The sequence below is a fragment of the Serratia sp. Ser99 genome (genome assembly GCF_024519545.1).
GTDB classification, from domain to species: Bacteria; Pseudomonadota; Gammaproteobacteria; order Enterobacterales; family Enterobacteriaceae; genus Serratia; species Serratia liquefaciens.
In genome coordinates, this window is record NZ_JALJRT010000004.1 from 241,920 (window position 1) to 267,664 (window position 25,745).

At 58.1% G+C, this 25,745-nt stretch carries 30 protein-coding genes; 13 read left to right on the forward strand and 17 right to left on the reverse strand.

Features of this window, described 5'->3' with window-relative positions:
* Positions 1-8 precede the first annotated feature (8 nt).
* The 10 genes from fliJ (at position 9) to sra (ending at position 6,742) form a co-directional block, all read left to right on the forward strand.
* On the forward strand, positions 9-455 hold the full coding sequence (fliJ, locus tag NR114_RS10885; RefSeq protein ID WP_234530366.1) for a flagellar export protein FliJ: 447 nt from the start codon (positions 9-11) through the stop codon (positions 453-455).
* Positions 452-1,666 (forward strand): flagellar hook-length control protein FliK, encoded by a 1,215-nt coding sequence (locus NR114_RS10890; protein WP_256813552.1) that lies wholly within the window; start codon positions 452-454, stop codon positions 1,664-1,666. Before fliJ ends, NR114_RS10890 begins: the two co-directional genes overlap by 4 nt.
* A gap of 430 nt (positions 1,667-2,096) precedes the next feature.
* Positions 2,097-2,579: a flagellar basal body-associated protein FliL gene (gene fliL, locus NR114_RS10895; RefSeq protein WP_020827504.1), complete on the forward strand. Its 483-nt coding sequence runs from the start codon at positions 2,097-2,099 to the stop codon at positions 2,577-2,579.
* A 5-nt stretch (positions 2,580-2,584) separates the two neighbouring features.
* On the forward strand, positions 2,585-3,586 hold the full coding sequence (fliM, locus tag NR114_RS10900; protein WP_234530370.1) for a flagellar motor switch protein FliM: 1,002 nt from the start codon (positions 2,585-2,587) through the stop codon (positions 3,584-3,586).
* Positions 3,583-3,996: a flagellar motor switch protein FliN gene (gene fliN / locus NR114_RS10905; RefSeq protein ID WP_020827506.1), complete on the forward strand. Its 414-nt coding sequence runs from the start codon at positions 3,583-3,585 to the stop codon at positions 3,994-3,996. Before fliM ends, fliN begins: the two co-directional genes overlap by 4 nt.
* Positions 3,996-4,400 (forward strand): flagellar biosynthetic protein FliO, encoded by a 405-nt coding sequence (gene fliO / locus NR114_RS10910; RefSeq protein WP_234530372.1) that lies wholly within the window; start codon positions 3,996-3,998, stop codon positions 4,398-4,400. The genes fliN and fliO overlap by 1 nt, the downstream gene beginning before the upstream one ends.
* The gene (gene fliP / locus NR114_RS10915; RefSeq protein WP_046373249.1) at positions 4,397-5,173 is read left to right on the forward strand and encodes a flagellar type III secretion system pore protein FliP; all 777 of its coding nucleotides are present in this window, start codon (positions 4,397-4,399) and stop codon (positions 5,171-5,173) included. Before fliO ends, fliP begins: the two co-directional genes overlap by 4 nt.
* A 35-nt stretch (positions 5,174-5,208) precedes the next feature.
* Positions 5,209-5,478, forward strand: a complete 270-nt coding sequence (gene fliQ / locus NR114_RS10920) for a flagellar biosynthesis protein FliQ (RefSeq protein WP_041414697.1) — start codon at positions 5,209-5,211, stop codon at positions 5,476-5,478.
* Between the two features lie 2 nt (positions 5,479-5,480).
* Positions 5,481-6,263, forward strand: coding sequence for a flagellar biosynthetic protein FliR (gene fliR / locus NR114_RS10925; RefSeq protein ID WP_020827510.1), 783 nt, complete (start codon positions 5,481-5,483; stop codon positions 6,261-6,263).
* Between the two features lie 353 nt (positions 6,264-6,616).
* The gene (sra, locus tag NR114_RS10930; protein WP_020827511.1) at positions 6,617-6,742 is read left to right on the forward strand and encodes a stationary-phase-induced ribosome-associated protein; all 126 of its coding nucleotides are present in this window, start codon (positions 6,617-6,619) and stop codon (positions 6,740-6,742) included.
* Positions 6,743-7,161: 419 nt separating this feature from the next.
* Here sra and flgL read toward each other — a convergent pair whose 3' ends face one another.
* From flgL to flgB, 11 genes are all read right to left on the reverse strand, one after another.
* Complete coding sequence (gene flgL, locus NR114_RS10935) at positions 7,162-8,121, reverse strand: flagellar hook-associated protein FlgL (RefSeq protein ID WP_020827512.1); 960 nt, start codon at positions 8,119-8,121, stop codon at positions 7,162-7,164.
* Positions 8,122-8,179: 58 nt separating this feature from the next.
* Positions 8,180-9,829, reverse strand: a complete 1,650-nt coding sequence (gene flgK, locus NR114_RS10940) for a flagellar hook-associated protein FlgK (protein WP_234530374.1) — start codon at positions 9,827-9,829, stop codon at positions 8,180-8,182.
* Between the two features lie 189 nt (positions 9,830-10,018).
* Positions 10,019-10,960, reverse strand: a complete 942-nt coding sequence (flgJ, locus tag NR114_RS10945; RefSeq protein WP_020827514.1) for a flagellar assembly peptidoglycan hydrolase FlgJ — start codon at positions 10,958-10,960, stop codon at positions 10,019-10,021.
* Complete coding sequence (locus NR114_RS10950; RefSeq protein WP_046373247.1) at positions 10,960-12,060, reverse strand: flagellar basal body P-ring protein FlgI; 1,101 nt, start codon at positions 12,058-12,060, stop codon at positions 10,960-10,962. Before NR114_RS10950 ends, flgJ begins: the two co-directional genes overlap by 1 nt.
* A 145-nt stretch (positions 12,061-12,205) precedes the next feature.
* A complete protein-coding gene (gene flgH, locus NR114_RS10955; protein ID WP_020827516.1) occupies positions 12,206-12,904 on the reverse strand; it encodes a flagellar basal body L-ring protein FlgH in 699 nt (232 codons plus the stop codon).
* A gap of 72 nt (positions 12,905-12,976) precedes the next feature.
* Positions 12,977-13,759, reverse strand: coding sequence for a flagellar basal-body rod protein FlgG (gene flgG / locus NR114_RS10960; RefSeq protein ID WP_020827517.1), 783 nt, complete (start codon positions 13,757-13,759; stop codon positions 12,977-12,979).
* Positions 13,760-13,777: 18 nt separating this feature from the next.
* On the reverse strand, positions 13,778-14,533 hold the full coding sequence (locus NR114_RS10965; protein ID WP_020827518.1) for a flagellar basal body rod protein FlgF: 756 nt from the start codon (positions 14,531-14,533) through the stop codon (positions 13,778-13,780).
* Positions 14,534-14,545: 12 nt separating this feature from the next.
* Positions 14,546-15,769, reverse strand: coding sequence for a flagellar hook protein FlgE (gene flgE, locus NR114_RS10970; RefSeq protein ID WP_234530376.1), 1,224 nt, complete (start codon positions 15,767-15,769; stop codon positions 14,546-14,548).
* Positions 15,770-15,955: 186 nt separating this feature from the next.
* A complete protein-coding gene (flgD, locus tag NR114_RS10975; RefSeq protein ID WP_048760261.1) occupies positions 15,956-16,633 on the reverse strand; it encodes a flagellar hook assembly protein FlgD in 678 nt (225 codons plus the stop codon).
* A gap of 12 nt (positions 16,634-16,645) precedes the next feature.
* A complete protein-coding gene (gene flgC, locus NR114_RS10980) occupies positions 16,646-17,050 on the reverse strand; it encodes a flagellar basal body rod protein FlgC (protein ID WP_020827521.1) in 405 nt (134 codons plus the stop codon).
* A gap of 5 nt (positions 17,051-17,055) precedes the next feature.
* Positions 17,056-17,469 (reverse strand): flagellar basal body rod protein FlgB, encoded by a 414-nt coding sequence (flgB, locus tag NR114_RS10985; protein WP_020827522.1) that lies wholly within the window; start codon positions 17,467-17,469, stop codon positions 17,056-17,058.
* A 163-nt stretch (positions 17,470-17,632) separates the two neighbouring features.
* Here flgB and flgA point away from each other — a divergent pair, with 163 nt between their 5' ends.
* The 3 genes from flgA (at position 17,633) to NR114_RS11000 (ending at position 19,340) form a co-directional block, all read left to right on the forward strand.
* Positions 17,633-18,295 (forward strand): flagellar basal body P-ring formation chaperone FlgA, encoded by a 663-nt coding sequence (flgA, locus tag NR114_RS10990; RefSeq protein ID WP_048760264.1) that lies wholly within the window; start codon positions 17,633-17,635, stop codon positions 18,293-18,295.
* Between the two features lie 236 nt (positions 18,296-18,531).
* Entirely contained in the window at positions 18,532-18,858 is a 327-nt protein-coding gene (gene flgM, locus NR114_RS10995) for a flagellar biosynthesis anti-sigma factor FlgM (RefSeq protein ID WP_048760265.1), read from the forward strand.
* 47 nt (positions 18,859-18,905) lie between these two features.
* Positions 18,906-19,340: a flagella synthesis protein FlgN gene (locus NR114_RS11000; RefSeq protein WP_116690257.1), complete on the forward strand. Its 435-nt coding sequence runs from the start codon at positions 18,906-18,908 to the stop codon at positions 19,338-19,340.
* Positions 19,341-19,400: 60 nt separating this feature from the next.
* Here NR114_RS11000 and umuC read toward each other — a convergent pair whose 3' ends face one another.
* From umuC to cheZ, 6 genes are all read right to left on the reverse strand, one after another.
* The gene (gene umuC / locus NR114_RS11005) at positions 19,401-20,663 is read right to left on the reverse strand and encodes a translesion error-prone DNA polymerase V subunit UmuC (RefSeq protein WP_129940781.1); all 1,263 of its coding nucleotides are present in this window, start codon (positions 20,661-20,663) and stop codon (positions 19,401-19,403) included.
* Positions 20,647-21,081, reverse strand: coding sequence for a translesion error-prone DNA polymerase V autoproteolytic subunit (gene umuD / locus NR114_RS11010; protein ID WP_041414703.1), 435 nt, complete (start codon positions 21,079-21,081; stop codon positions 20,647-20,649). Before umuD ends, umuC begins: the two co-directional genes overlap by 17 nt.
* A gap of 210 nt (positions 21,082-21,291) precedes the next feature.
* Positions 21,292-21,696 (reverse strand): flagellar protein FlhE, encoded by a 405-nt coding sequence (locus NR114_RS11015; protein ID WP_020827528.1) that lies wholly within the window; start codon positions 21,694-21,696, stop codon positions 21,292-21,294.
* The gene (gene flhA / locus NR114_RS11020; RefSeq protein WP_020827529.1) at positions 21,696-23,774 is read right to left on the reverse strand and encodes a flagellar biosynthesis protein FlhA; all 2,079 of its coding nucleotides are present in this window, start codon (positions 23,772-23,774) and stop codon (positions 21,696-21,698) included. Before flhA ends, NR114_RS11015 begins: the two co-directional genes overlap by 1 nt.
* The gene (flhB, locus tag NR114_RS11025) at positions 23,767-24,918 is read right to left on the reverse strand and encodes a flagellar biosynthesis protein FlhB (protein ID WP_020827530.1); all 1,152 of its coding nucleotides are present in this window, start codon (positions 24,916-24,918) and stop codon (positions 23,767-23,769) included. The genes flhA and flhB overlap by 8 nt, the downstream gene beginning before the upstream one ends.
* Positions 24,919-25,091: 173 nt before the next feature.
* Entirely contained in the window at positions 25,092-25,736 is a 645-nt protein-coding gene (gene cheZ, locus NR114_RS11030; protein WP_041414707.1) for a protein phosphatase CheZ, read from the reverse strand.
* Positions 25,737-25,745 lie beyond the last annotated feature (9 nt).

The following is a 25,745-nucleotide window of genomic DNA, read 5'->3' on the forward strand; positions in this document are numbered from 1 at the left end:
CAAACCCGATGAAACCACAGTCCCCCCTGATTACCCTGCGCGATCTGGCGCAGGATGCAGTAGAACAGGCGACTCGCCAACTGGGCCAGGTGCGCAAAGCTCAGCAAGCCGCTGAACAGCAACTTTCCATGCTGCTCAACTATCAGGATGAGTACCGTCAGAAGCTGAATAATCAACTGAGCGGCGGTATGGAATCGTCCAACTGGCAGAACTACCAACAGTTTATCGGCACGCTGGAACAGGCGATCGCCCAGCACCGCCAGCAGTTGATGCAGTGGGGAGAGAAAGTAGACCACGCGATGAAACAATGGCAGGACAAACAGCAACGGTTGAACGCTTTCGAAACCCTGCATACCCGAGCCCAGAGCGCGGAGTTGCAGTTGGAGAACAAACGGGATCAAAAACTGATGGATGAGTTCGCTCAACGCAGTGCACAAAGGAATATACATCAATGAACCTGAACGCTTTGCCGGGCCTGTCGCTGCCGGGCGACTCCGGCCTGCTGCCGGACGCGCAGCTCCCGCTGGATGAGTCATCGCTCTCTTCCGCTTTTGCTCAACTGCTTGGCGCGCGCGTGCTGCCGGCCGACAAGTCCGCAGGCAAACTGTCACCGATAGCGTTGAGCGCAGAAGAAGACTCTGCGCCGCTGAGCCGCAACCAACTGACGCAATTACTGGCCGCATTCGGCGAACGCGATGGGCTGTTAGCGCCTTCGCTGTTAACGCAAGGCCAGCCAGCCGCCATCAGTAACGACGAAGAGCCGACGTTGAAGCAACCGTCGCACGACGCCGCGCTGCGGCCTGCCGGTGAGATCGACGCCGCTACGCTGCAAGCGCTGTTCGCCATGCTGCCAATCGCTATTCCCCCAGCAATGCCTGATGCAGGTACCGGCGCGGCGGAACTGAGCCTTGAAGGCGATCAAGATACCCCTCAGGCTGCAACGCTCCTCGGCGCTTCACTGGGGCGCCAGACTGAGGTAACCGGCACGCAAAAGGCACCAACGCCGGTAACCCCAGCTTCGCTCGACAGTGAAAGCCGTGCCGACATCCCACAGCAAATTGCAATTGCGCACGAAAAACCGGATGCAGCGGCGTTGAAGCTTGGCGCCGATAGCCAATCGCCAACGCCAAACGTCCCTCTGATGGCCCCACCGGTCTCCAGCCCAACGATCGCTGCAGCGCCAGGCGCTGCGTTGGTCACTGCCCCGCCTACGCCGCAGCTAAACGCCCAGTTGGGCAGCCCGGAGTGGCAGCAGGCGTTGAACCAACAGGTGCTGATGTTCCATCGCAACGGTCAGCAAAGCGCCGAGCTGCGTCTGCATCCGCAGGAGCTGGGGGCGCTGCAAATCACCCTCAAGCTGGATGACAACCAGGCACAGCTGCACATTGCCTCGGCACACGGACAGGTTCGTGCCGCCGTGGAGGCCGCGATGCCGCAACTGCGTCACGCGCTGGCTGAGAGTGGCATCAATTTGGGACAAAGCAGCGTGGGCGGCGACCAGATGCCGCAGTGGCAACAGGCGCAGCAGCACAATGGCGGGCAGCAGGGCCGCCCGGATTATCGCGAGCGTCAGGGTGACGGCGATTTGTCCGCCGATGCCCACAGCGCACCGCTGGAATTGCAGGCGATGGCCCGCGCCGTCAGCGGCGTTGATATTTTCGCCTGAGTGGCCGCAAACGCCCAAGCTGGCACGCTTTTCCCTGCCTATTCTGGCTATTGCGTGCCGGAATAGGCGCGATAATACCGCTATCCTTCATACTTGAAGCTGCATCATTGTTGGCTGCATTTGCGCGCCCCGGTCACATAGTTATCTATGCTGCTGAGGACTTACAAACTTGCCGTCGCGATGCAACTCCAAATATTTTGGGTAAATAATGTCATGCGTGCGGCTTTTACACGCGCTATATACCCGCGAGATCTTAGGTTGCAGCTTGAAAAATGAAGGGCATATACCCTATGGATTTCAAGTTGCAGCCAGGCGCCCAGCTCACTCATCCCCAGGGGCTTACTCAAGTAAGTGACTGGGGGGGTGAGTGCAGGGAACAACGCTGCAGCTTGAAAGACGACGGGTATAACAACAGGAATTTGATTTAGCTATGTCTCAAAATACCCTACCGGCAGCACCGAAACGCTCCCTTCTGGTCATACTGCTGGTGCTGATAACCCTCGTCGCCTGCGGCGCGGCCGGCTACAGCTGGTGGCAGCTCAAGCAGCACCAGGAGGGCGCGCAGCCCGTAGCCAAAGAACTCCCCCCGGCCGCACCGGTGTTTATGCCGCTGGACACCTTTACCGTCAATCTGCTGACGCCCGATAACAACCCGGATCGGGTGTTGTATATCGGCCTGACGTTACGCTTGCCGGATGAAAGTACCCGCCGCCAACTGAATGATTTCCTGCCGGAGGTGCGCAGCCGTCTGTTGATGCTGCTGTCTCGTCAGGAAGCGGGCCAGTTGAGCAGTGAACAAGGAAAGCAGCAACTGGTGGCGCAGATTAAGGACGTGCTTAGCCCGCCGCTGGTTAAGGGACAACCGAAGCAGGTGGTCAGCGACGTGCTGTTCACTGCCTTCATATTGCGGTAATCACTATGGGCGACAGCATTCTTTCACAGGCAGAGATCGACGCCTTGCTCAACGGCGACAGCGCGGGTGATGAACCCGAAGCGATTGCCCTCAACGAGAGCGAGGTCAAGCCGTACGATCCGACCACCCAGCGCCGAGTGGTGCGCGAACGGCTGCACGCGCTGGAAATCATCAACGAACGTTTTGCCCGGCAGTTCCGCATGGGGTTATTCAACCTGCTGCGCCGCAGCCCGGACATTACCGTTGGCCCGATCAAGATCCAGCCGTACCACGAATTTGCTCGCAACCTGCCGGTGCCCACCAACCTGAACCTGGTGCACCTGAACCCGCTGCGCGGTACTGCGCTGTTCGTGTTCGCACCGAGCCTGGTGTTTATCGCCGTCGATAACCTGTTCGGGGGCGACGGTCGCTTTCCCACCAAAGTGGAAGGCCGCGAATTTACGCCAACCGAACAGCGGGTGATCAAGCGCATGCTGCGGCTGGCGCTGGACGCCTACGGCGACGCCTGGAGCGCAATTTACAAGATTGACGTGGAATACGTGCGCGCTGAAATGCAGGTGAAGTTCACCAACATCACCACGTCGCCAAACGACATCGTGGTCACCACCCCTTTCCAGGTGGAAATTGGCGCGCTGAGCGGTGAGTTCAACATCTGCATTCCGTTTGCCATGATCGAACCGCTGCGCGAACTGCTGACCAACCCACCGCTGGAGAATTCGCGGCAGGAAGACAGCCACTGGCGTGAAACGCTGGTGAAGCAGGTGCAGCATTCCGAGCTGGAGCTGATTGCCAACTTCGTCGATATCCCGATGCGCCTGTCGAAGATCCTGAAGCTGCAGCCGGGCGATGTATTACCGATTGATAAACCGGATCGCCTCATCGCCCACGTCGACGGCGTGCCGGTTTTGACCAGCCAATACGGCACGTTAAACGGGCAGTACGCCCTGCGTGTTGAACATTTGATTAACCCTATTTTGAATGCTCTGAGTGAGGAACAGCCCAAATGAGTGATCCTAAGCAACCGTCTGGCGAAGGAAAGGAATCCGTGGACGATCTGTGGGCTGATGCGTTTAACGAACAGCAAGCAACCGAAAAGACGTCTGCCAGCGATGCGGTGTTCAAATCGCTGGAGCCGCAGGATACCAGCGGCAGCCTGCAGGATATCGATCTGATCCTCGACATCCCGGTCAAATTGACCGTTGAACTGGGCCGCACCAAGATGACCATCAAGGAACTGCTGCGCCTGTCGCAGGGCTCTGTCGTGGCGTTGGACGGGCTGGCGGGTGAACCGCTGGATATTATGATCAACGGTTATCTGATTGCCCAGGGCGAAGTGGTGGTGGTGGCCGACAAATTCGGCGTGCGCATTACCGATATCATCACCCCTTCCGAGCGCATGCGCCGCCTGAGCCGCTGATGAACCCAAGCGCCGCCGCGCCCACCGCGGGCACCTTGCAATCCACCGAGCCGGCACTGCCGGCCGGTTCAGTGCTGACGCAGGTCAGCAGCGCACTTGGCGGCATTTTGCTGCTGATCCTGCTGGCCGGCTGGCTGTTTCGTCGCCTGGGGTTTGCCCCGCAGGCACGCAACAGCAAACTGCTCAATCTGCGCGCCAGCTGTCAGGTTGGACAGCGCGAACGCGTGGTGGTGATCGAAGTGGATAACACCTTGCTGGTGTTGGGCGTCACCGCCCAGCAAATCACCCCGCTGCATAGCCTGCCCGCGCCGGTGCAGGACACCGACGCCGCCGAAGTGACCACGCCGGCGGATTTTCGCCAACTGATGCAAAAAGTTCTCAAACGTCCGGAAAAATCGGCATGAAATCCCTCGTTCAGTGTGTCGCCTTCTGTGGGCGAGGCAAAATACTTCTGCGCGTATTGGCAGCGGCTTTACTGTTGCTCAGCCCCACCGCCTTCGCACAACTTCCCGGTCTGATCAGCCAGCCATTAGCCAACGGTGGCCAAAGCTGGTCGCTGCCGGTGCAAACCCTGGTGTTGCTGACCTCGCTCAGTTTCTTGCCGGCCATGCTGCTGATGATGACCAGCTTCACGCGCATCATCATCGTACTGGGTCTGCTGCGCAATGCCCTCGGCACCCCCTCCGCCCCACCCAACCAGGTGATGCTGGGCCTGGCGCTGTTCCTGACCTTTTTCATTATGTCGCCGGTGTTCGACAAGGTTTATCAGGACGCTTATCTGCCGTTCAGCCAGGACAAAATCAGCCTGGATATCGCGCTGGATAAAGGTTCACAGCCGCTGCGCGAGTTTATGCTGCGCCAAACGCGTGAAACCGATCTGGCGCTGTATGCCAAGCTCGCCAACCAGCCGCCGCTGGCCGGGCCGGAAGCGGTGCCGATGCGCATCCTGCTGCCGGCCTACGTCACCAGCGAACTGAAAACCGCGTTCCAAATCGGCTTCACGGTGTTTATTCCGTTCCTGATTATCGATCTGGTGGTCGCCAGCGTGTTGATGGCGCTGGGGATGATGATGGTGCCACCGGCAACCATCTCGTTGCCCTTCAAGCTGATGCTGTTTGTTCTGGTGGACGGCTGGCAACTGCTGCTGGGCTCGCTGGCGCAAAGTTTCTATTCGTAATTCGCGGCATACCTGCCGCCACTGAGGGATCCATAATGACACCAGAATCGGTTATGGCGCTGGGCACCGAGGCGATGAAGGTGGCGTTGGCCTTGGCCGCGCCGCTGTTGCTCGCCGCGTTGGTCAGCGGCCTGGTGGTCAGCCTGCTGCAGGCCGCGACCCAGATCAACGAAATGACGCTGTCGTTCATTCCCAAAATCCTGGCGGTAGTCGCGACCATCGTGATTGCCGGACCGTGGATGCTGAACCTGCTGCTGGATTATATGCGCACGCTGTTCACTAACCTGCCCAACCTGATTGGTTAACCATGCTCACATTTGACAGCGCGCAGTTCGGCGTCTGGCTCAGCCAATATTTCTGGCCACTGCTGCGTATTTTGGCGCTGATCAGCACCGCGCCGGTATTCAGCGAAAAGCAGATCAGCAAGAAGGTGAAAATTGGCCTCGGCGGGCTGATCGTGATACTGATTGCCCCCGGGCTGCCCACCAGCACCGTGCCTATTTTCTCTGCGGCCGGTTTGTGGCTGGCGGCCCAGCAAATCCTGATCGGTGTCGCGCTGGGCCTGACCATGCAGTTCGCCTTCGCGGCGATACGGCTGGCCGGCGAAGTGATCGGCATGCAGATGGGTTTGTCGTTCGCCACCTTCTTCGATCCCAGCGGCGGGCCGAACATGCCGGTATTGGCACGGCTGCTCAACCTGCTGGCGATGCTGCTGTTTCTTAGCTTCAACGGCCATCTGTGGCTGATTTCTCTGTTGGTGGACAGCTTCCATACCCTGCCGATCCAGGCCGAGCCGCTTAACGGCAATGGCTTTCTCGCCTTGACCCAGGCCGGTTCGCTGATTTTCATCAACGGCATGATGCTGGCACTGCCGCTGATCTGCCTGTTGCTGACGCTGAACATGGCGCTCGGCCTGCTTAACCGCATGACACCGCAGCTGTCGGTGTTCGTCATCGGTTTCCCGGTGACCATGACCATTGGCATTATGACCATCGGCATGATGATGCCGATGCTGGCGCCGTTTTGTGAGCACCTGTTTGGCGAGTTCTTCGATCGCCTGGCCGATGTCGTCGGCAGCATGACCCCCTAGCGTTACCCTCACTGAGCGGTTTAACGGTCGCCTGACGCCGGATAAAGTGGCAACAAATTCCCTTTCTCAGTATAAAAAATTGGAAAAAGCAAATTATCACTATTTGCCTTCAATTACGCTTATTGGCTTGAATAATAAAATACCCACCCTAGAATGTCCTTATTAAATAAAAACATCAAAAAAATAAATTCAATAAATAAGGAGTGGGACACACTGTAAAAAACAGAGGCGTGATAATAAAAGCATCCATTTAACGCTCGTTATAATTAAAAAAACATCACCGGCATGCCCGGCGAAGCTGGCACATTTATTTTCTACGGAATTATTACTTACCCTACAAAAGGAATATAAAAATGAAAGCTAAAACCAACCGAAGAGCACGCAGAGCCTTAGGCCTTGCACACTGGGCCACCAACCGTTCTCAGATTGCCTTGTCACCCAGTGGTGAAAAATGGCTTGTGGTAAAAAAGAAAAAATAACCACGGGGCCACCCCAAAAATATATAATTTGCGTTCTTATCTCTGCACTCACCCTTGAATATTCTAACGCTTCCCGCCGTTAAATTCAGGCAGATATAAGTGCACATAATTTCGGGTAGCCGAAAAAAAGGCACGTCACGCCAAACCTGTGTGGGGGAAGCGTGACGTGCCAAACAAGTGCGCCCGGTTTCAAGAATTCCCTACCGCTGCTACGCAGCAATAACGTCTTCTAAGCACACCCAAAGAGATTGCCCGCCGTGACTTCACGGCAGGCTAAGAGCTATTTATTACCCTGTACTATGGATTTCGAGTTGCAGCCAGGCTCCCGCGCCCCACCCCAGCTAGCGTAGGGGCGCGGTATGCTGCGCCCGTATCAACGAACCCGGAGTGAATTTATCGGCCCCGCACAGCAAAGGGGATTAGCGATTCAACTGGAACAGCGACATCCCCTGCATATCCCCGAAGGTTTTGTATGACGCCTGCAAGGCCGCCTGCTGCATGAAATAACTGGAAATCGACTCGGCCAGATCGGCATCAACCAGCGCGCTCATTTGCGTTTTGTTGATCATGTCGCGGTCCTTGCCGATACTGTCCAGCGTATCCATTTCCTGCAGTTGGCTGCCCAGCTCCGCGCGCACGCTAAGCACTCTGTTATAAGAGTTGTCCAGGCCGCGGTTGGCTTTGGCCAGCGCATCGTTCACCTGCTGCTTGGTGGCATCATCCGCATCTTTCTGCGGTGTTTTCAACGCCTTCAGCGCGATATCAATGCTTTCAAACACGTTAGCGACAGAGGCGCTGCCATCCGGTTCCGGCTTCGGGTTGCTGGTCAATGCCATGAAGACCTTATCGCCGGTATGCCCAATGGTCATGGTGCGGTTGGCATCCACTTTCTGCTCGACCGGCGTGTTACCGCCGACATAGCTGACCGATCCGCCCTTGTCTTCAAAGGGAGGCTTGTCGTTCACAAAACCGCCAAACATATAGCGGCCGTTGCCGTCGGTGCTGTTGGCCTGGTTGAGCAACTGATCTTTCAGCCCCTGCAGCTGGGTCGCCAGCGAATCGCGGTCGTCGTCGCTTTTGGTGCCGCCGGCGCTGACGATCAGCGCTTTCATATCGGAGATGGTGCTGGTCACCCCGGACAGCACAGTCTCTTCCATCGACACGCTTTGACGGGCAAAGGTCCGCGCCAAGGCATATTGGGTGTTTTCCGACTGTGATTGAGCCAGCATCACCGCCTGCGAAGCCGCCAGAGGATCGTCGGACGGATTGCTGACTTTTTTGCCGGTGGAAAGCTGCTCGGCGGCTTTCATAAACAGCGACTGATTGCCGGTAATGCCGGACATGTTCTGTTGGTACATCATGCTGGTGGACATGCGCATGGTGCGGGTTCCTCAAAATCAGCGACCGGAACCGCCAAGGCTCCGGTCAAAGTGGAAATCAACGGATATTCAGCAGTGCGTCAAACATTGAGCTGGCGGTTTGAATGACCTGTGCATTGGCCATGTAATATTGCTGAAAACGCAGCAATTCACCGTACTCTTCGTCCAGGTTGACGCCGGAGATCGACTGCTGCTGAATGGTCAGCTGCTTGACGATATTGGCCTGAGAAGTCGCCGAAATCTTGGCCGATGCCGTCTGGTTACCAACGCTGCTCACCATGCTGGCGTATGCGCCGCTGAAGGTGGCTTTGCCGTCGACCAACTTTTTGGTCTGCAGATCGAGCAGCTTTTTGGCGTTTTCGTTATCGCCGCGGCCACTGTCGTCTTTGCCGGCGGCTGCGATGTTCGCCGAATCGGTAATCGCGACTTTCAAGCTGCCCGCCACGTCGCTGACCGGCTTCACGGTAAAGCTGTCGTTCTTTTGTGCCGTGCCGTCGATGTCGACCTTCAGGCCGTCAAAGCTCAGCGTCGGTTTGCCGGTGGTGGCATCGACGCTCGCCGTGGCGTTGACCTTCACGTTGTCCGGCAGGCGGCTGACCTGCCAGTTGCTGCCATCGAACTCCACCCGGTAATCGTTGGCCTTCACCTTGCTGGTATCGGTGTAGGACACCGACAGCGCCGCATCGCCGGCATTGCGGCTGTTATCCACCACGCGCCCACCACCGAAGCTGAAGAAATCGGTGCCTGCGTCGCCGTTGAGATCGAACCCGGCACGGTGCTGCTGGTTAAAGCTGTCCGCCATCGCCAGCGCCAATTGCCCCAACTGGTTGCGTGCGCTATCCAGCGATTCGCTGCGGAACTTCAGTACGCCGCTAACGCTGCCGCTGGTAATTTGCCCTTCCGGCACTTCGCTGACGCCGTTGCCGCGGTTATAGCCGATGGTCAGGCGAGAAGGATCGCCGCTGGAAGGCACTGCCTCCACCTGGTAGGCATTGCTCCCCTGCACCAGCGTCAGGCCGTTGGCGAAAGACACGGTATAAGCGTCGCCGTCTTGCTGCATCACCTGCACGCCCACCACCTGGTTTAACTCAGTCACCAGTTGGTCGCGCTGATCGAGCAAGGCATTCGGCTCACCGCCGCTGCCGCGCAGGCGGGTAATTTCATCGTTCAGTTTGGCGATTTGCTGGCTGTAGCTGTTGATCTGGTTAGCGCTGTCGCTGAGCTGTTGGTTAACGCCGCTGTCCATATCGCGCAGGTATTTGTCGGTGTTATTGAACTGATTGACCAACCCATTGGCCTTGCCCAGCACCGTTTGGCGCGCGGCGTCATCGCCGGCGTTGCTGACCAGGTTCTCTAGGTTGCTAAAGAAATCCTGCATATTGGTCGACAAGGTATTGGTTTTGCTCGCCAGCAGGTTATCGATCTGCGAGATTTTCTCGAAGTAGGCGTTCTGTGCCCCGGCCTGGCTCTGTGCTCCGCGCAACTGATTGGTGATGAACTGGTTGTACTCGCGGTTAACGCTGGTCACGGTGACCCCGTTGCCAATGAAGCCACTCATGGTACTCATACCGCCGTTCTGCGCCAGGATCGCAGTCTGTCGGTTATAGCCCGCCACGTTGTAGTTAGAGATGTTGTTACTGACGGTGCTGAGCGCCACCTGAGCCGCATTCAGCCCGCTCATCGCGGTATTGATTAAGCTGTTGGACATAGAAGTTCCTTTTGCTGCGGCGCCGGTGGCCCACAGGAGTCAATTAATCTGCTGAGCCGTTCACTCAGCCTGTCTTGGTTATCGGCAAAAACGGGGGAAACTTGAGGGAAAAATCCGGGTCCAGCATGCTGGCCCCCTACATTTAAATTCGGCCTATTGCGTAGGGGCGCTGCATGCTGCGCCCAGTGGCTAAAAAAGATCCTTCAGGTCGTGGGTATACGCCTTCACCACCTGCTCGCCGGCGTTTTTCATCTGCTGTATCACGCTGACCAACTTGCTGGCATATTGCGGATCGGTGGCATAACCGGCCTGTTGCAGCGCCTGCGCCGCCTGCTCCGGGCTGCGGGCGTTGGCCACCCCGGCGTAGCGTGGGTTATTGGTCAACAGCTTGACGTAGTCGGCCATCGCCTCGACGTAAGAACCGTAAACCCGGAACTTCGCCTTGATCTTCTTCGCCGCACCCTGCTCGAACTCGGTGGTGGTGATCTCGGTCACCGGCCCGTCCCAGCTGCCGCCCGCCTTGATGCCAAACAGGTTGTAGCTCGGCGAACCGTCGGCGGCCGGGATCTCACGCTGACCCCAGCCGGATTCCAGTGCGGCCTGTGCCACAATCAGCTGATGCGGAATGCCGCTCTGCTGGCTGACGACGCGCGCAGGAGTAGACAGCCGGGCAACAAAGTTGCCGTTGTTGAGCGACAGCGGGGCCGCGCTCGGCGCTTTTGGCACCGCGCGGCGGATCATCTGCTCCAGCGCCTGATTCGGCAGCGTTCGCAACACCTCATCGTCCAGCGCCATCGGCGACGTGCCCGCCGTTTCGCTCGGCACCGCGTTGGCGTTGCTCATCTGCTTCACCATCATGTCGGCCAACCCCAGGCCTTTCTGCGACATCTGCTGGGCAATTTGCTGGTCATACATTGAGGTGTAGAGCCGAGACTGATCGCTGCTCAAGATCCCATCCTGCGGCAGCGCGGCACGCATGCTTTTCAGCATCATCTGCACGAACATGCCTTCAACCTGCTGCGCCACCTGTTTCAGGTTGCCCTGCGGATCGCTCGCCGCATCGCGTTTCAGTCCATTAAGCGCCTGCGCATCATAGGCGGCGCCCGACATTGCCATCAGATCGCCGGCCATCAGATAATTTCCAGCTTGGCGCGCAGACAGCCGGCGCTTTGCATCGCCTGCAGGATAGACATCAGATCGATCGGCGTTGCCCCCAACGCGTTAAGCGCGCGGATCACGTTGTTCAGATTGGCGCTGGCGTTAACCTTCTGCAGCGAGCCGCCCTGCTGTTGCACCGAAATCTGGGTGTTCGGCGTCACCACCGTTTGCCCGCCGCCAAACGGGGTATTTGGCTGGCTGACGGTATTTTGCCGATCGACCACCACCGACAGGTTGCCTTGCGCCACCGCGCAGGAATCCAGGATCACGTCGCGGTTCATTACAACTGAACCGGTGCGTGAGTTGATGATCACCTTGGCGTCGATCGCCCCGACGCTAACGTTAATGTTCTGGATCTCCGCCAGGAAGCGCACCTGCGAACTGTTGCCCTGTGGCACCAGCACCTGAATGGTACGGGCGTCCAACGGTGAAGCCGTGCCACCGCCGCGTTGACGGTTGATGGCGTCGCTGATCTGTTGTGCCAGCGTAAAGTCCTCATCGTTGAGCTGCAGGTTAATCACTCCGCCGGCCCCGAAGGTGGTCGGCAGCTCGCGCTCAATGGTGGCGCCGTTGCTGATGCGCCCGCCGGCCAGTTGGTTAACCTGTACGCTGCTGCCACCGGCCGAAGCGCCGGCTCCGCCGACCAGCACGTTGCCCTGCGCCAGCGCGTAAACCTGATTATCTACCCCTTTCAGCGGCGTCATCAGCAAAGTACCGCCACGCAGGCTCTTGGCGTTACCCATGGAGGACACCACCACGTCGATATTCTGCCCGGTGCGCGAAAACGGCGGCAGCTTGGCGGTGACCATGACCGCCGCCACGTTTTTCAACTGCATGTTGGTGCCCGGTGGCACGGTGATACCCAACTGCGACAGCATGTTGCTCAGGCTCTGGGTGGTGAACGGGGTCTGCATGGTCTGGTCACCGGAACCGTCCAGCCCCACCACCAGTCCGTAACCGATCAGCGCGTTATCGCGTACGCCCTGCACCGTGACCAGATCGCGAATGCGCTCCGCCGCGGCCGGCAGGCTCAGCGCACTAATCACCAGCGCCATTAGAAATTTCTTTAACATTGGAACCTCATTCGCCTTACCCACAAGGCGTTATTGTCGCAGGCAGCTCGGGGGCGGGCGGCGCACAGGGAATGGAGCGTACACGCAGTACGTGACTGCCCCGAGCACTGCCCAACCTCAAAATGGCAAGTAAAATAGCCTGTACTCAAAACGGTGAGACATTTAAGAAGAAGCGCTGTAACCACCCCATGGTCTGCGCTTCGTTGATATAGCCGTTGCCGACATATTCAATGCGCGCATCCGCCACCTGGGTGGAGGTAACCGAGTTGCTGCCGCTGATGGTGCGCGGGTTGACGACCCCGGAGAAACGGATGAATTCGGTGCCCTGATTAATGGCGATCTGTTTTTCCCCCACCACGTGCAGGTTTCCGTTCACCAGCACCTGATTGACCGTCACGGTAATGGTGCCGTTAAAGGTGTTGTTGGCGTTGGCCCCGCCCTTGCCGCCGAAGGTGCTGTCACCGGAGATATCCATGTCGGCACGCGCATTGCCCAGCAAGCCATCGAGGTAGCGTGGCGAGGTGGCTACGCCGAACTTGCTGGCCCCGTTGCGGCTAGCGTTGGCAGAAGAGCTTTTGCTGGCGCTGACGTTTTCCTGCAGCACGATCGTCAGGGTATCGCCGACGTTGCGCGGACGACGGTCTTCAAACAGCGGCTGATAACCGTAGTTCATCGGCTGCACCGTCTGGAAAATGGAACCGTTCGGCACGGGCGCGCCCGCCGGCGCCGGCTGTGCCGTGGTAGCCCCGTCAACCAGGGGTTTATGTGGAATGTAAGCGCAGCCGCTCAGCGTCAGCATCACCATTGCCGCCAGCCAGCGTTTTCCTTGCGGCGGATTTTCCATCAGAGTTGTGGTTACCACGGGTATCGCCTTTGTTTCACAAAATAGGGTTACGGGCGCTGCAGCGCCCGTCAATTACAGTTGCGTCAGCTTTTGCAGCATCTGATCGGACGTCGATACCGCTTTGCTGTTGATTTCGTAAGCACGTTGGGTCTGGATCATGTTGACCAGCTCTTCCGCCACGTTGACGTTGGAGGTTTCCACATAGCCCTGATACAGCAGACCTGCACCGTTTAGCCCAGGCGTGCTCTCGTTCGGCGCGCCGGAACTCTCGGTTTCCTGGTACAGGTTCTCGCCCATGCTTTCCAGGCCGCTGTCATTGATAAAGGTGGTCAGCGTCAGTTGGCCCACCTGCTGGGCGGCGGTCTGCCCCTGCAGGGTGGCGCTGACGATGCCGTCGCGGCCGACGGTGATGCTCAGGGCATTGGCCGGAATGGTGATCGCCGGTTGCACCTGGAAGCCGCTGGCGGTCACCAGTTGGCCGTTCTGATCTCTCTGGAACGAGCCGTCGCGGGTATAGGCCAGGGTGCCGTCCGGCATCATCACCTGGAAAAAGCCCTGCCCCTTGATGGCGATGTCCTTGCTGTTGTTGGTCTGCGACAGGTTGCCCTGGCTGTGCAGACGCTCGGTCGCCACCGGCCGCACACCGGTACCGATCTGCAGCCCGGACGGCAGCGTCGTCTGCTCGGAGGACTGCGCCCCCGGCTGACGCATGGTCTGGTACAGCAGATCTTCGAACACTGCACGCTGGCGTTTAAAACCGTTAGTGCTGACGTTGGCCAGGTTGTTGGCGATCACGTCCATATTGGTCTGCTGCGCATCCAGACCGGTTTTGGCAATCCATAAAGATGGGATCATGGGTTATTTCCTTGCTAATTAACTCATTGATAACAATGAATTGGCGCGCTGTTCATTTTCATCCACGCTGTGGATGACCTTCATCTGCATTTCAAAGCGGCGGGCGTTGGCAATCATGTCGACCATGGTTTCCATCGGTTTGACGTTGCTGCCTTCCAGCACGCCCGGCATCACCTGCACCAGCGGATCGTTCGGCAACTGATTGCCGCGCTGCCGTTGGGTTTCCGGCGTCAGGCGGAACAACCCGTCATCGCCACGCATCACTTCGCGCGCGTCGGCCTTCACCAGTTTCAGCCTGCCGATCTGTGCAATGCTGTTCGGTGGATCGCCCGCATTAAGCGCCGAGATGGTCCCGTCGGCGGCAATGGTGATCTCTGCCGACGGGGGTACCTCAATCGGTCCGCCGTCGCCCATCAGCGGCACGCCCTGCACCGTCAACTGCCCGGTGGAGGAGATCTGGATGTTACCGTTACGGGTGTAGGCTTCGCCGCCGTCCGGCAGGCTGACGGCCAGAAAGCCGTCCTGCTGCAGCGCCACGTCCAGCGGGCGTGCGGTGTAATTCAGCGCCCCCTGACTCATGTCCGCGCCCGGCGTTGACGCGGTAACCAGCGTTCGCGTCGGCAAGCTTGGCCCATCCACCGGCACGGCACGCAGCGCCGACAGCTGGGCGCGAAAGCCCGGTGTCGATGCGTTGGCCAGATTATTAGCGGTGACAGACTGCTGCTCCAGCGTCTGTCGCGCTGCGCCCATCGCGGTATAAATCGCGTGATCCATAAATCAGTCCTATTAGCGCAGGCTAACCAGCGTTTGCAGGATCGAGTCCTGCGTTTTGATGGTTTGGGCGTTCGACTGGTAGTTACGTTGTGCGACGATCATGTTCACCAGTTCCTGGCTCAGATCGACGTTGGAGGCTTCCAGCGCGCCGCTGGTCAGTTTGCCCAAACCGCCGTTGCCCGCCAGGCCTACGCGTGGCTGACCGGATGCGCCGGTTTCCTGCCAAACGTTATCGCCCTGAGAAGACAGGCCTTCCGGGTTGGAGAAGTTGGCCATGACGATCTGACCCAGCACCTGAGTCTGCTGGTTGGAATAGATGCCCATCACCGTGCCATCGTTGTTGATCTGGAAGTTGGTGTATTCACCTGCGCCATAGCCATCCTGCGACACTTTGCTGACGGAGTCGGCGCTGACGCTCTGCTGCATGCTCTTGGCGAAGTTCAGGGTGAAGTTCTGTGCCGGCGCGCCATCTTTGGCTTCCATCGGGATCAGCATGCTGAATTCGCCGACGGTGCCTTGTTTGCTGGTGGTGCTGGCCAGATTGCCGCTGGTGTCGAACGTCATGGTACCGGCATCTACCGGAGCAGCCGTTCCATCCTGGGTATAAACCTGCCACTTGTTCTCGTCGGTTTTTACAAAGTAGGCGTTGATGTTGTGCGCGTTCCCTAACGAGTCATAAGTGGTGATGGTGTTGACGTAGTTGTAAGAATCCTTCTTGGCGGGATCGAAGGTGTGGTTATCCGGAACCTTATGCGTGGATTTAAGGTTGGCGACCATGTTGCCGGAGGTTGACGCCTTGGCGTTCATCATGCCTTCCGGAATGCTCAGCGGCACCGGGTTCGCGCCCTGTTGAATGGTCGGCGGCGTACCGGCAGCCGGGTAGCCGGTCAGTTGCAGGCCCTGCATGTTGGTCAGGTTACGGTTTTCATCCAGCTTGAACTGGCCGTTACGGCTGTAGAAAATGCCGCCGTCCTGATCCTGCAGACGGAAGAAACCGTTGCCGGAAATCGCCACGTCCAGCGCACGGCTGGTGCCGGTGGTGGTGCCGCCTTTAAAGTTCTGGGTGATCCCCGCCACCTTAACGCCCAGGCCAACCTGTGAACCGGCGAACATGTCAGCAAAGGAAACGCTGCCTGATTTAAAACCGGAAGTGGCGGAGTTAGCGATGTTGTTACCGATCACGTCCAGATTGGTTGCTGCCGCGTTTAAGCCGCTTACTGCCTGAGAAAAGGCCATGTCATTCTCCGAATAGTGGTCAGGCTATCGTCCGATAACGCCTGATAGTGTTTTGAGATACCCAATGGCTTTCATGTTGCAGCAGGGCGGCAAGCGCAGGAGTCCCCAGGAGCTTACTCACGTAAGTGACTGGGGTGAGTGCGCACAGCCAACAACGCTGCAGCCTGAAGGATGAAGGGTATTGGGTTAAAGGATCTGCCGGACATCCTCCAGCGTGGCGCTGCCCGCCAGGCCCAGATCCAGCTTCGCGCCGTTCGCGTCGCGGATGACGCCGTTGACCATGCCAAAATGCAGGTTGCGCGCCACCAGCTGTTCGCCGTTGGCTTTGGCGTTGATCGTAAAGCTGTAGGCACCGTCCGGTGCGGTGGTGCCGTCCGTCATCGATCCGTCCCAACTGAACGAATGCACGCCAGCGGTCAGGCCGCCGAGATCAATGGTGCGTACCGCTTTGCCGGTGGCGTCGGTGATGGTGGCGGTCACCGAGTCGGCCGCACGCTCCAGTTCCAGACCAAACGGCGTAGTGCTGACCTTGCCGTCTTTGCTGCCAGCCAGAATATTGCTGCCCGGGACCATCACGCCGTGGCCGATCAAAGCGGTAGCCTGCAGCGATTGATTGCTGTTGATCTGCCCGGAGATCGACCCCAGCGTGGTGTTGAGTTTCTCGATGCCCTGAACGGTATTGATCTGCGCCAATTGGCTGGTCAGTTCATTGTTCTGCATCGGGTTGGTCGGATCCTGATTCTTCAACTGCGCCACCAGCAGCGTCAGGAAGCTGTTGTTCAGATCCTGGCTGGTGTTCTTTTTTGCGTTGGCACCGATGACGCTGTTATCCAGCGATTCAGTGGTGGTTGCGGCAATCGCCATGGCAAGCTCCGGTTATTGACCCAGCGTCAGGGTTTTCATCATCATCGACTTGGTGGTGTTGAGCACCTCGACGTTGGCCTGATAGCTGCGGGAGGCGGAAATGGTGTTGACCATCTCACCCACCACATCCACGTTAGGCATGCGCACATAGCCCTTGCCGTCCGCCAGCGGGTTACCCGGTTGGTAAACCAGACGCTCCGGCGCCGGGTCGTCAACCACCTGCGCTACGCGTACGCCGCCGGTGGGTTGTCCGGCCGCGGCGGCAACTTCAAACACCACCTGCTTGGCGCGGTAGGGTTGGCCGTCCGGCCCGGTGACGCTGTCGGCATTGGCCATGTTGCTGGCGCTGACGTTCATGCGTTGCGACTGGGCAGACAGCGCCGAGCCGGAGATATCAAAAATATTCAGTAGCGACATGCGCCTTATCCTTGTTGTAACACTGACATCATCCCTTTGATCTGACCGTTGATCAGCGTCAGGTCGGTCTGATACTTCAGGCTGTTATCGGCGAAGTTGGTGCGTTCGCGATCCATGTCAACCGTGTTGCCGTCCATGGAGGGCTGATCCGGCACGCGGAACAGCAAGTCGAGCTGTGGCGGCTGCATGTTCTGCGCCGGAATATGGCGCGATGACGTCATGTTCAGCGCAATGCCGCTGCCGCTGGCGCGACCTTGTTCCAGCACCTTGTTCAGTTGGCCGGCGAAATCGATATCCCGCGCCTGATAACCCGGGGTGTCTGCGTTGGCGATGTTGGCGGCCAGAATTTCCTGCCGCTGGGCGCGCAGGTTCAGCGCCTCTTGACCAAAGCGCAGAGCAGCGTCCAGTTTGTCGATCATGCTCCCTCCGCGAGGTTAGAATTTGGAGCCGACAGCATAAACGTCCCTTCCGCCAGCCTATCGTGGGAATAAGGGCAAAATGCGTCGCTATTTATCTGCTTAGCCTGCGCGCACTCCGGGTACACTTACGCGCACCCTGAGGCTTTTTGAGGAAGAAACGGAGATGAAAGCGAAAATGCTGTTGTTGGCAGCCCTGCTGTGCAGCCTGAACGCACGGGCCGAAGATCTGGCGGCGCAGATCGATCGCTTCATCAGCAGCCAGTTCAGCGGTAGTCCGGTGCAGGTTAAAGTGCTGGTGCGCACGCCCGCCACCCAATGGCCACAGTGCGAATTCCCGCAGCTCTCTTTGCCGCAGAATGCGCGGCGTTGGGGTAATATCAGCGTTTCGGCACGCTGCGGCCAGGAACGGCGCTTTATCCAGACCCAGGTTCAGGTGATCGGCCAGTATCTGGTGTCGGCCCGCGGCATCAGCGCCGGCAGCAAGCTGACGGCGGCGGACATCAGGTTCAAAAGTGGCCGGCTCGACACCTTGCCACCGCGCACGCTAAGCGAAACCGGCAAAGCGCTGGGAGCCGTCAGCCTGCGCAATATCAGTCCCGGTCAGCCACTGACCTTCGCCATGCTGCGTCGCGCCTGGGTGATCAAGGCCGGTCAGGCGGTACAGGTGACCGCGCAGGGAAGTGGATTTAACATCAGCGGTACGGGCAAAGCCATGAACAATGCCGCCGCCGAAGACAACGTCCGCGTGCGTATGGCTTCCGGACAAATCGTCAGCGGTATAGCCAGTGATGACGGTACGATCCGTATTGGGTTAAATACCCTATAGCTTTCAAGTTGCAGCTAGGCGCCCAGCTCACTCATCCCCAGGCGCTTACTTTAGTAAGTAACTGGGGTGAGCGAGTGCAGGTAACAACGCTGCAGCTTGAAAGATGACGGGTATAAAAGGGTAAAGGTTTATCAAACCTTGCCGATAAGAAAATCATAAGCAGACTTTTATTGGCCGCCAGGGCCACAAAATATCAGCCATTGCCTTCGCGGCGACGGCATCGATGGAGATTGACCATGAGTATCGATCGCACCCAGCGGCTGCAACCCGTTCCAACGGTGCAACCTCGTGAAACCGCGACTGAAAGCCCACTTCAGCCGCGCAAAGCTGCCCAGACGGAAAGCACCGTCAGCGGCACCCAGGTAAAATTGAGCGACGCGCAAGCGCGCCTGATGCAGCCGGGTACGCAAGATATTGATATGAATCGGGTGGACGCCATCAAGCAGGCGATCCGCAACGGCGAACTGAAAATGGATGCCGGGAAAATTGCCGATGCGCTACTGAAAGACGCGCAAAGCGATGCCCTGTGGATGGCTAACGGCCAGCAAACGCCGGAGGCTTAACCCTCGGGTTAAACACCAAGGAATTCTTTGACAGGTGGTTATTCGTAATGGAAAGTCTGGCGCAACTGATTGATAAGCTGTTGGAAACCCTGAATGCGCTGAGTACGGTGCTGACGGAAGAACATCATCTTCTCTGTTCGGGACAATTACCGGGCGTGGCGCTGCAACGCGCTACCGATGCCAAGAGCCAATTGCTGGCCACGGTAAACTATCTGGAGCAGCAGCGGCTGAACCTGGAGCGCGCACAGGGGCAACAGGCACCCTATTCCGCGCACCCGCGCCTGGCGGACGGCTGGCAACGAGTACAAACGCTCAGCCAGCAGCTGCGGGAAAAAAACCAGCATAACGGCATGCTGCTCAATCAACAGATCGATCACAACACTCAGGCGTTGGCGATCCTGAGCAAGCAAAACAAATCGCTCTACGGCCCGGATGGCCAGTCGCGCAATGCCAGCCTGCTGGGGCGAAAAATCGGCGTTTAATCAAAGAATGATTGTTGATCCACCTGAGCGGCTCAACCGGTGGATGATAAGACCCCAGGGCTATTTGACGAACGGCAGATCCGAGTACCTTGTGGTATAGCTGGGGGACAGCATTTCGCGTTTCATCGCCCAGCTTTTTTGGATCCCCTGCCCGGCAAACCACACCGTGCCCCGACCGGACTGATTAAGCCGATCAAGGGTCTGCATTAACTCACTGCTGTTAGGCCTGGGCTGGTGTTCATCAAACAAATTAAGCTGCGCCACCCCCTGGCTAAAGAAATCACTCAGCATCACACCGGCTTTCATATAGCGAAAATCGTCTTTCCAGATACGGTCAAGCGCACTGACAGCAACGCGAATAATGTCACGCGTATCGTTGGAAGGGATCGCCAGGCGCCCGCTGGCCTGAGGGCCGTAAAATGTTTCATTTTCGGCATGGGGACTGGTCCGCATAAAGACGCTGATCACACAGCAGAACTGCTTCTCTGCCCTGAGCTTTTCGGCTGCGCGTTCCGCATAGGTACAAATGGCCTGGCGCATATCTTGATAAGCCGTGATGCGGCGACCAAATGAGCGGCTACAGATGATCTGCTGTTTGGTGGGCGCAAACTCATCCAAGGCCAAACAGGATTCGCCGCGCAATTCACGAACCGTACGTTCGAGTACCACATTAAAGTGTTTACGGATCACCCAGGTTGAACAGTCAGCAAGCTGTAGCGCCGTTTCGATCCCCATAAAGCTGAGCTTCTTGCCGATGCGGCGGCCCACGCCCCACACCTCGTCCACCGGCACTAACGCCAGCAGTTTTCGCAGACGCTCAGGATCGGACAACTCAACAACGCCCCCCGTTTGACGCCACTTCTTTGCCGCAAAATTGGCGATCTTCGCCAGTGTCTTGGTTTGCGCGATCCCCACGCCAACGGTTAACCCGGTATTCTTTAACACCCGATCGCGCATTTGATGGCCAAAGGTGCTCAGCGGAAGGCTGCTACTCAGGCCAGACACATCGATAAAAGCTTCATCGATGGAGTATATCTCTACGACAGGGGCCATCTCGATTAGCGTCAGCATCACCCGATGGCTGAGATCGGCATAAAGCGTATAATTCGAGCTGAAAACGCTGACCTGCTGGCGCCGTAATTGCTCTTTGATTTTGAAGTAAGGCGCCCCCATTTTGATGCCCAGCGCTTTGGCTTCCGCCGAAAGTGAAATAACGCATCCGTCATTGTTTGAAACGACGACGATCGGTTTGCCCTTAAGATCTGGCCGAAAAACAGTCTCGCAGGACGTGTAGAAGCTATTAACGTCAACAAGTGCGAACATGTCGGTTTGATTTCAAGGTAAATGTCACAACGCCAAAGATTTCCAGCTCTTCTTCGGCCTGGAAAACGATCGGAGAATAATCCGTATTATGAGGCACCAGCTGAATACGTGGATGGGTTTGCAGCTCCTTCACGGTAAATTCGCCGGCCACTGCCGCTATGACGATGTCGCCATGAACGGCGGTCAAGGAACGATCAACCACCAGTAAGTCACCGTGGCTGATACCTGCGCCGATCATCGAATCACCACTGACCCGGACAAAGTACGTCGCACTGGGGTGTTTCACCACCAGCTTATTCAGGTCGAGACTGTCTTCGACATAGTCCTGAGCCGGGCTGGGAAAACCGCAGGGGACTCGCTCCATAAAGAGGGGAAGTAATAAACCGGGAGTGAGCTGACTGGGGTGAATAAACTGCATAATGGCCGATCCGAATAACTGTATTTATATACAGTATCCATGATCGGCAGCAACGATCAAGCGGCGTATAATAAAATTCCTGAAAGCAGTTGAAGCATCAGGCAATTTAAATTGGCTTACCTGCCCCGTGGCTAAACACGCTTTGGGGCAACGGAATACAACCAGGTCGAAGGCAACGGCCTGAGGAGCCTGGCTTGTGTCGTTTTAGTTTTACTCGTAATTCACAATCACCTGATTGCTGATCACGCGCAGCGGCGGATTCAGGCTGCCGCGCGCCTGCACGTAATAAACAAAGCGCAGCTCGGCGTTCGCCGGTTCCCCTTTCAGCCCGGTGCTGCTACCGCTGCCGCCGCCCAACACAATGCAGCGCGTCAGGGTGCAAAGCTGCGCCTGCATGCCCGCCGGCTCATCGGCCAGCAGCCGGTAACGCCAGCTTACGCTGGTGATGCGAGCATTGGCGTCCGGCAACGCATTGGGGGCGCGTAACCCCGGCGATTCTCCCCGCTCACCACCATATTCCAGCGTTGCGCCGACGCTGTCGGCTACCCAAGAACCGGATGCTGCCTGCACGCTCAACGGCGCTAACAGGCAAATTAACGCCAGACGGTGTTTCATTATGCGGCCCCAATGGTGGAGGTCATGCGGATTTGGCGGTCGTCATTGATCTCCAGATTCGACAACACCACCATCTGCGGCAGGCTGCGACGCAGGAAACGCGCCAGCAAGGCCCGCAGTGCGTGATTCACTAACAGTACTGGCGGCGCGCTGAGCATTTCCTGCCGCTGCAACGCCTGTTTGGCCTGATCCAACAAACGATCCGCCAGGCCCGGTTCCAAACCGCCGCCGCCCTGCAGCGCTTGCAGTAACAGACGCTCGAGCTGGGTATCCAGGCCAATCACCTGAATTTCACCGTTGCCCGGGAACCACTGTTGGGTGATCGCCCTTCCCAGCGCCACGCGCACCACGGTGGTCAGCTCATAAGGGTCGGTTTGTGATGGAGCATGCTCCGCCAGCGTTTCAATAATGGTGCGCATATCGCGGATGGAAACCCGTTCCGCCAGCAGGTTCTGCAACACCTTGTGCAGCGTGGTCAGGCTTACCACGCCCGGCACGAAATCTTCGGTCAGCTTCGGCATGTCCTGTGCGACGCGATCCAGTAATTGCTGCGCTTCCTGTCGGCCAAACAGCTCACTGGCAAACTGGCCAATCAAATGATTAAGGTGCGTCGCGACCACCGTGCTGGCTTCCACTACGGTGAAGCCCTGGATCTGCGCCTGCTCGCGTAGCGCGCTGTCAATCCATACCGCTTCCAGCCCAAACGCCGGATCGGTGGTTTTATCCCCCGCCAACTCGCCCACCGCATTGCCTGGGTTAATTGCCAGCCAGCGGCCCGGTTGCGCTTCGCCACTGCCGATTTCTACGCCCTTCATCAAAATACGGTAGCTGGCCGGCGGCAGTTCCAGGTTGTCGCGGATATGCACCACCGGTGGCAAATAGCCCATCTCCTGCGCGAATTTTTTACGGATGCCGCGGATACGGCCCAGCAATTCACCATTCTGTTGGAAATCCACCATCGGGATCAGCCGGTAACCGACCTCCATCCCCAACGGATCTTCCAGCTGCACGTCAGACCAACTGGCTTCCACCGCCTGCGGATTATCCTGCGTGACCGGCACTTCCTGCACTTTGGGCGCTTGCTGATCGCGCCCGCGCAGCCACCAGGCCAACCCTAACAGAGCGGCGGTAAACAGCAGGAATACCAGGTTCGGCATCCCCGGGACCAGCCCAAGCAGGCCGAGCACCGCGGCGCTGAGTAGCATAACCCGTGGGTTGTTGAACAGTTGGCCAACCATCTGTTCGCCAACGTCCTGATCGGTCGCCACGCGAGTCACGATCACGCCGGCGGCGGTCGAAATCACCAACGCCGGGATCTGCGCCACCAGGCCGTCACCGATGGTCAGCAAGGTGTAAGTTTCCGCCGCCGTGCCCAGTTCCATTCCGTGCTGGAGCACGCCGACCAACAGACCACCGACCACGTTTAGCATCATGATCATCAGACCGGCGACCGCATCGCCACGGACGAACTTACTGGCACCGTCCATCGAACCGTAGAAGTCCGCTTCCTGCGTGACCTCAGAGCGACGTTTTTTCGCCTCTTCTTCACCGATCAAACCGGCGTTGAGATCGGCATCGATCGCCATCTGCTTGCCCGGCATGCCATCCAGCACAAAGCGTGCGCCCACTTCGGCAATACGCCCGGCACCCTTGGTGATAACCATAAAGTTGATCAGCACCAAAATGATAAACACCACGATACCGATGGCGAAGTTACCGCCCACCAGAAAGTGACCGAAGGCCTCTACCACGCGACCTGCGGCGGCAGATCCGGTATGCCCTTCCATCAGGATGATGCGCGTCGAAGCTACGTTGAGCGACAGGCGCAGCAAGGTTGAGAACAGCAAAATGGTGGGGAATGCGGCAAATTCAAGCGTACGCTGGGTAAACATCGCTACCAGCAACACCATGATCGACAAGGCAATATTGAAGGTGAACAGCAGATCGAGGATAAATGCCGGCAACGGCAGCACCATCATCGACAGGATCATCAGGATCAGTATCGGGCCGGCCAGCACCTGCCACTGCGTATCTTTAAAACTGCCCGGCAAACGAAGCAAGGCGGCCAAATTAGCCATTTGTATTACTTTCTCCAGCAAAATCCAGTGCTTCCGGCACCGGTAAACGTTCAGGTTTTTTCGGGATCAGCCCCCCTTCGCGCCGCCAGCGTCGCAGCTGGTAAACCCAGGCCAATACTTCGGCCACGGCGGCATACAGGGTGGCGGGAATGTGTTGCCCAATCTCGCTGTGTCGATATAGAGCACGTGCCAGCGGCGGTGCTTCGAGCATGGGAATACGGTGTTCCGCCCCCAGTTCACGAATGCGCAGCGCAATTTCGCCGGCCCCCTTGGCCAGCACCTTCGGCGCACTCATGTTTTTATCGTTGTACTGCAGCGCGACGGCGTAATGCGTCGGGTTGGTCACAATGACGTCGGCCTTGGGGACGTCGGCCATCATTCGCCGCCGTGCAACGGCACGCTGTTGCTGTCGGATGCGCCCTTTAACGTGCGGGTCACCCTCCTGCTCCTTGAACTCGTCGCGGATGTCCTGCTTGGTCATCTTCAGCTTTTTGAAGTGGCTCCACAGTTGGTAAAACACGTCAAACGCCACCATCGGCGTCAGCCCGAGTACCACCAGCAGGCCGCAAAAGATGATCATTCGCAGCGCGTTACCCAGCGCATCGAGCGGCTGTTGCGTCACCAGATGCAGCATCGCCGCCCAGTTGTGCCACAGGTATAAACCGGTAATCCACCCTACCAGCGTCGCCTTCAGGATGCCCTTCAACAGCTCCGCCAGCACCTGGCTGGAAAAGATGCGTTTCAGCCCGGACAGCGGGTTCATGCGCTTGAGATCGAACTTGAGCGATTTACCGCTCAGCAGCAGGCCGCCCAGCAGCATCGGCGCCGTCAGCGCGACCAGCGCCAACCCGGCCATGATCGGCAGCAGCGCCCATACCGCCTGGCGTAACAACATCGCCAACTGGCGCAGCATCTGCTTGTCGTTACTGACCATGCCGTGGTCGAAATTCAGGCCCTGGGTCAGCATCGCCGCCAACTGTTGCGCCATGTTGCCGCCGGAAACCCAGATGATCGACAAGCCTGCCACCAGCATCAGCACCGACGTCAGCTCGCGGGAACGCGGGATCTGGCCATCTTCACGCGCCTTCTCCACCCTATGGGGCGTGGGGGCCTCGCTCTTTTCCAGATCGCTGTCTTCAGCCACGGGGCGGTTCCTGTGCCGGAGGGAATAAAATTGCGGTCAGCATGCCAAAAAAATGCTGATTTCATTGGTGGAACAACGGGAGAAAAGGACGGTTATTTGCGGGATGGGGAAGATTGGGGACGCAGGAGCAGTGCTGCCTGTCTGGGGCGCAACAAAATGCGCCCCAGGAGCTATCAGAAACCCAGGCTGTCCAGAAGATCGTCCACCTGCGCCTGATTGGCGATAACGCCGGCGCCATTCTGGTCGAGCTGCGGGCCATTGAGCAGGCTGTCGTTCGGTTTTTTCTCTTTCGCCGGTTGCTCAGGAATATTTTCCATCAGCACCATCAGCAGCTGCTTTTCAATCTCCTGCACCACGTCCATCATGCGTTTGATCACCTGGCCGGTCAGATCCTGGAAATCCTGCGCCATCATGATTTCCAGCAGTTGGGCATTGGTGAACGCCGTATGTTCCGGCACCTGATCCAGGTACTGACGGGTATCGGTAACCAATTCACGGGCGTCGTCCAACTCTATCGGGTTGGCGAACCACTCGTCCCAACGGCCTTTCAATCCTTTGGCTTCGGACTCCAGCTGTGCCTGGCGCGGCTGCGCCGCTTCCACACAGTTCAACGCCCGTTCCGCCGCCTGCGCCGTCATGGTGACCACGTAATCAAGACGATCGCGTGCATCCGGGATTGCCTCTGCCGCCTGGGCGATCGCCTGATCGAGCCCCAGTTCGCGCATGCTGTCGCGCAGCATCCGCGTCAGTTGGCCAATGCGCGAGATGATCTCCCCCGCGGTTGCCGCATCGCTGGCAGGCATTGGAATGTCTCTCATCGCCCTCTC

Excerpts from the sequence above, each read along its gene's own strand:
- flgB (WP_020827522.1), bottom strand. The coding sequence starts at position 17,469 with ATGATCGACAAACTGGACGCTGCTCTGCGCTTTGGTCAAGAGGCGCTG.
- flgE (WP_234530376.1), bottom strand. The coding sequence starts at position 15,769 with ATGGCCTTTTCTCAGGCAGTAAGCGGCTTAAACGCGGCAGCAACCAAT.
- fliN (WP_020827506.1), top strand. The coding sequence starts at position 3,583 with ATGAGTGATCCTAAGCAACCGTCTGGCGAAGGAAAGGAATCCGTGGAC.
- NR114_RS10890 (WP_256813552.1), top strand. The coding sequence starts at position 452 with ATGAACCTGAACGCTTTGCCGGGCCTGTCGCTGCCGGGCGACTCCGGC.
- NR114_RS11015 (WP_020827528.1), bottom strand. The coding sequence starts at position 21,696 with ATGAAACACCGTCTGGCGTTAATTTGCCTGTTAGCGCCGTTGAGCGTG.
- flgC (WP_020827521.1), bottom strand. The coding sequence starts at position 17,050 with ATGTCGCTACTGAATATTTTTGATATCTCCGGCTCGGCGCTGTCTGCC.
- fliP (WP_046373249.1), top strand. The coding sequence starts at position 4,397 with ATGAAATCCCTCGTTCAGTGTGTCGCCTTCTGTGGGCGAGGCAAAATA.
- fliM (WP_234530370.1), top strand. The coding sequence starts at position 2,585 with ATGGGCGACAGCATTCTTTCACAGGCAGAGATCGACGCCTTGCTCAAC.
- flgM (WP_048760265.1), top strand. The coding sequence starts at position 18,532 with ATGAGTATCGATCGCACCCAGCGGCTGCAACCCGTTCCAACGGTGCAA.
- NR114_RS11000 (WP_116690257.1), top strand. The coding sequence starts at position 18,906 with ATGGAAAGTCTGGCGCAACTGATTGATAAGCTGTTGGAAACCCTGAAT.
- flgL (WP_020827512.1), bottom strand. The coding sequence starts at position 8,121 with ATGCGCATGTCCACCAGCATGATGTACCAACAGAACATGTCCGGCATT.
- flgA (WP_048760264.1), top strand. The coding sequence starts at position 17,633 with ATGAAAGCGAAAATGCTGTTGTTGGCAGCCCTGCTGTGCAGCCTGAAC.
- fliR (WP_020827510.1), top strand. The coding sequence starts at position 5,481 with ATGCTCACATTTGACAGCGCGCAGTTCGGCGTCTGGCTCAGCCAATAT.
- NR114_RS10950 (WP_046373247.1), bottom strand. The coding sequence starts at position 12,060 with ATGTTAAAGAAATTTCTAATGGCGCTGGTGATTAGTGCGCTGAGCCTG.
- umuD (WP_041414703.1), bottom strand. The coding sequence starts at position 21,081 with ATGCAGTTTATTCACCCCAGTCAGCTCACTCCCGGTTTATTACTTCCC.
- flgD (WP_048760261.1), bottom strand. The coding sequence starts at position 16,633 with ATGGCGATTGCCGCAACCACCACTGAATCGCTGGATAACAGCGTCATC.
- fliO (WP_234530372.1), top strand. The coding sequence starts at position 3,996 with ATGAACCCAAGCGCCGCCGCGCCCACCGCGGGCACCTTGCAATCCACC.
- fliQ (WP_041414697.1), top strand. The coding sequence starts at position 5,209 with ATGACACCAGAATCGGTTATGGCGCTGGGCACCGAGGCGATGAAGGTG.
- flgH (WP_020827516.1), bottom strand. The coding sequence starts at position 12,904 with ATGGAAAATCCGCCGCAAGGAAAACGCTGGCTGGCGGCAATGGTGATG.
- fliL (WP_020827504.1), top strand. The coding sequence starts at position 2,097 with ATGTCTCAAAATACCCTACCGGCAGCACCGAAACGCTCCCTTCTGGTC.
- cheZ (WP_041414707.1), bottom strand. The coding sequence starts at position 25,736 with ATGAGAGACATTCCAATGCCTGCCAGCGATGCGGCAACCGCGGGGGAG.
- flgG (WP_020827517.1), bottom strand. The coding sequence starts at position 13,759 with ATGATCCCATCTTTATGGATTGCCAAAACCGGTCTGGATGCGCAGCAG.
- flgK (WP_234530374.1), bottom strand. The coding sequence starts at position 9,829 with ATGTCCAACAGCTTAATCAATACCGCGATGAGCGGGCTGAATGCGGCT.
- flgJ (WP_020827514.1), bottom strand. The coding sequence starts at position 10,960 with ATGGCCGGCGATCTGATGGCAATGTCGGGCGCCGCCTATGATGCGCAG.
- sra (WP_020827511.1), top strand. The coding sequence starts at position 6,617 with ATGAAAGCTAAAACCAACCGAAGAGCACGCAGAGCCTTAGGCCTTGCA.
- umuC (WP_129940781.1), bottom strand. The coding sequence starts at position 20,663 with ATGTTCGCACTTGTTGACGTTAATAGCTTCTACACGTCCTGCGAGACT.
- flhA (WP_020827529.1), bottom strand. The coding sequence starts at position 23,774 with ATGGCTAATTTGGCCGCCTTGCTTCGTTTGCCGGGCAGTTTTAAAGAT.
- fliJ (WP_234530366.1), top strand. The coding sequence starts at position 9 with ATGAAACCACAGTCCCCCCTGATTACCCTGCGCGATCTGGCGCAGGAT.
- NR114_RS10965 (WP_020827518.1), bottom strand. The coding sequence starts at position 14,533 with ATGGATCACGCGATTTATACCGCGATGGGCGCAGCGCGACAGACGCTG.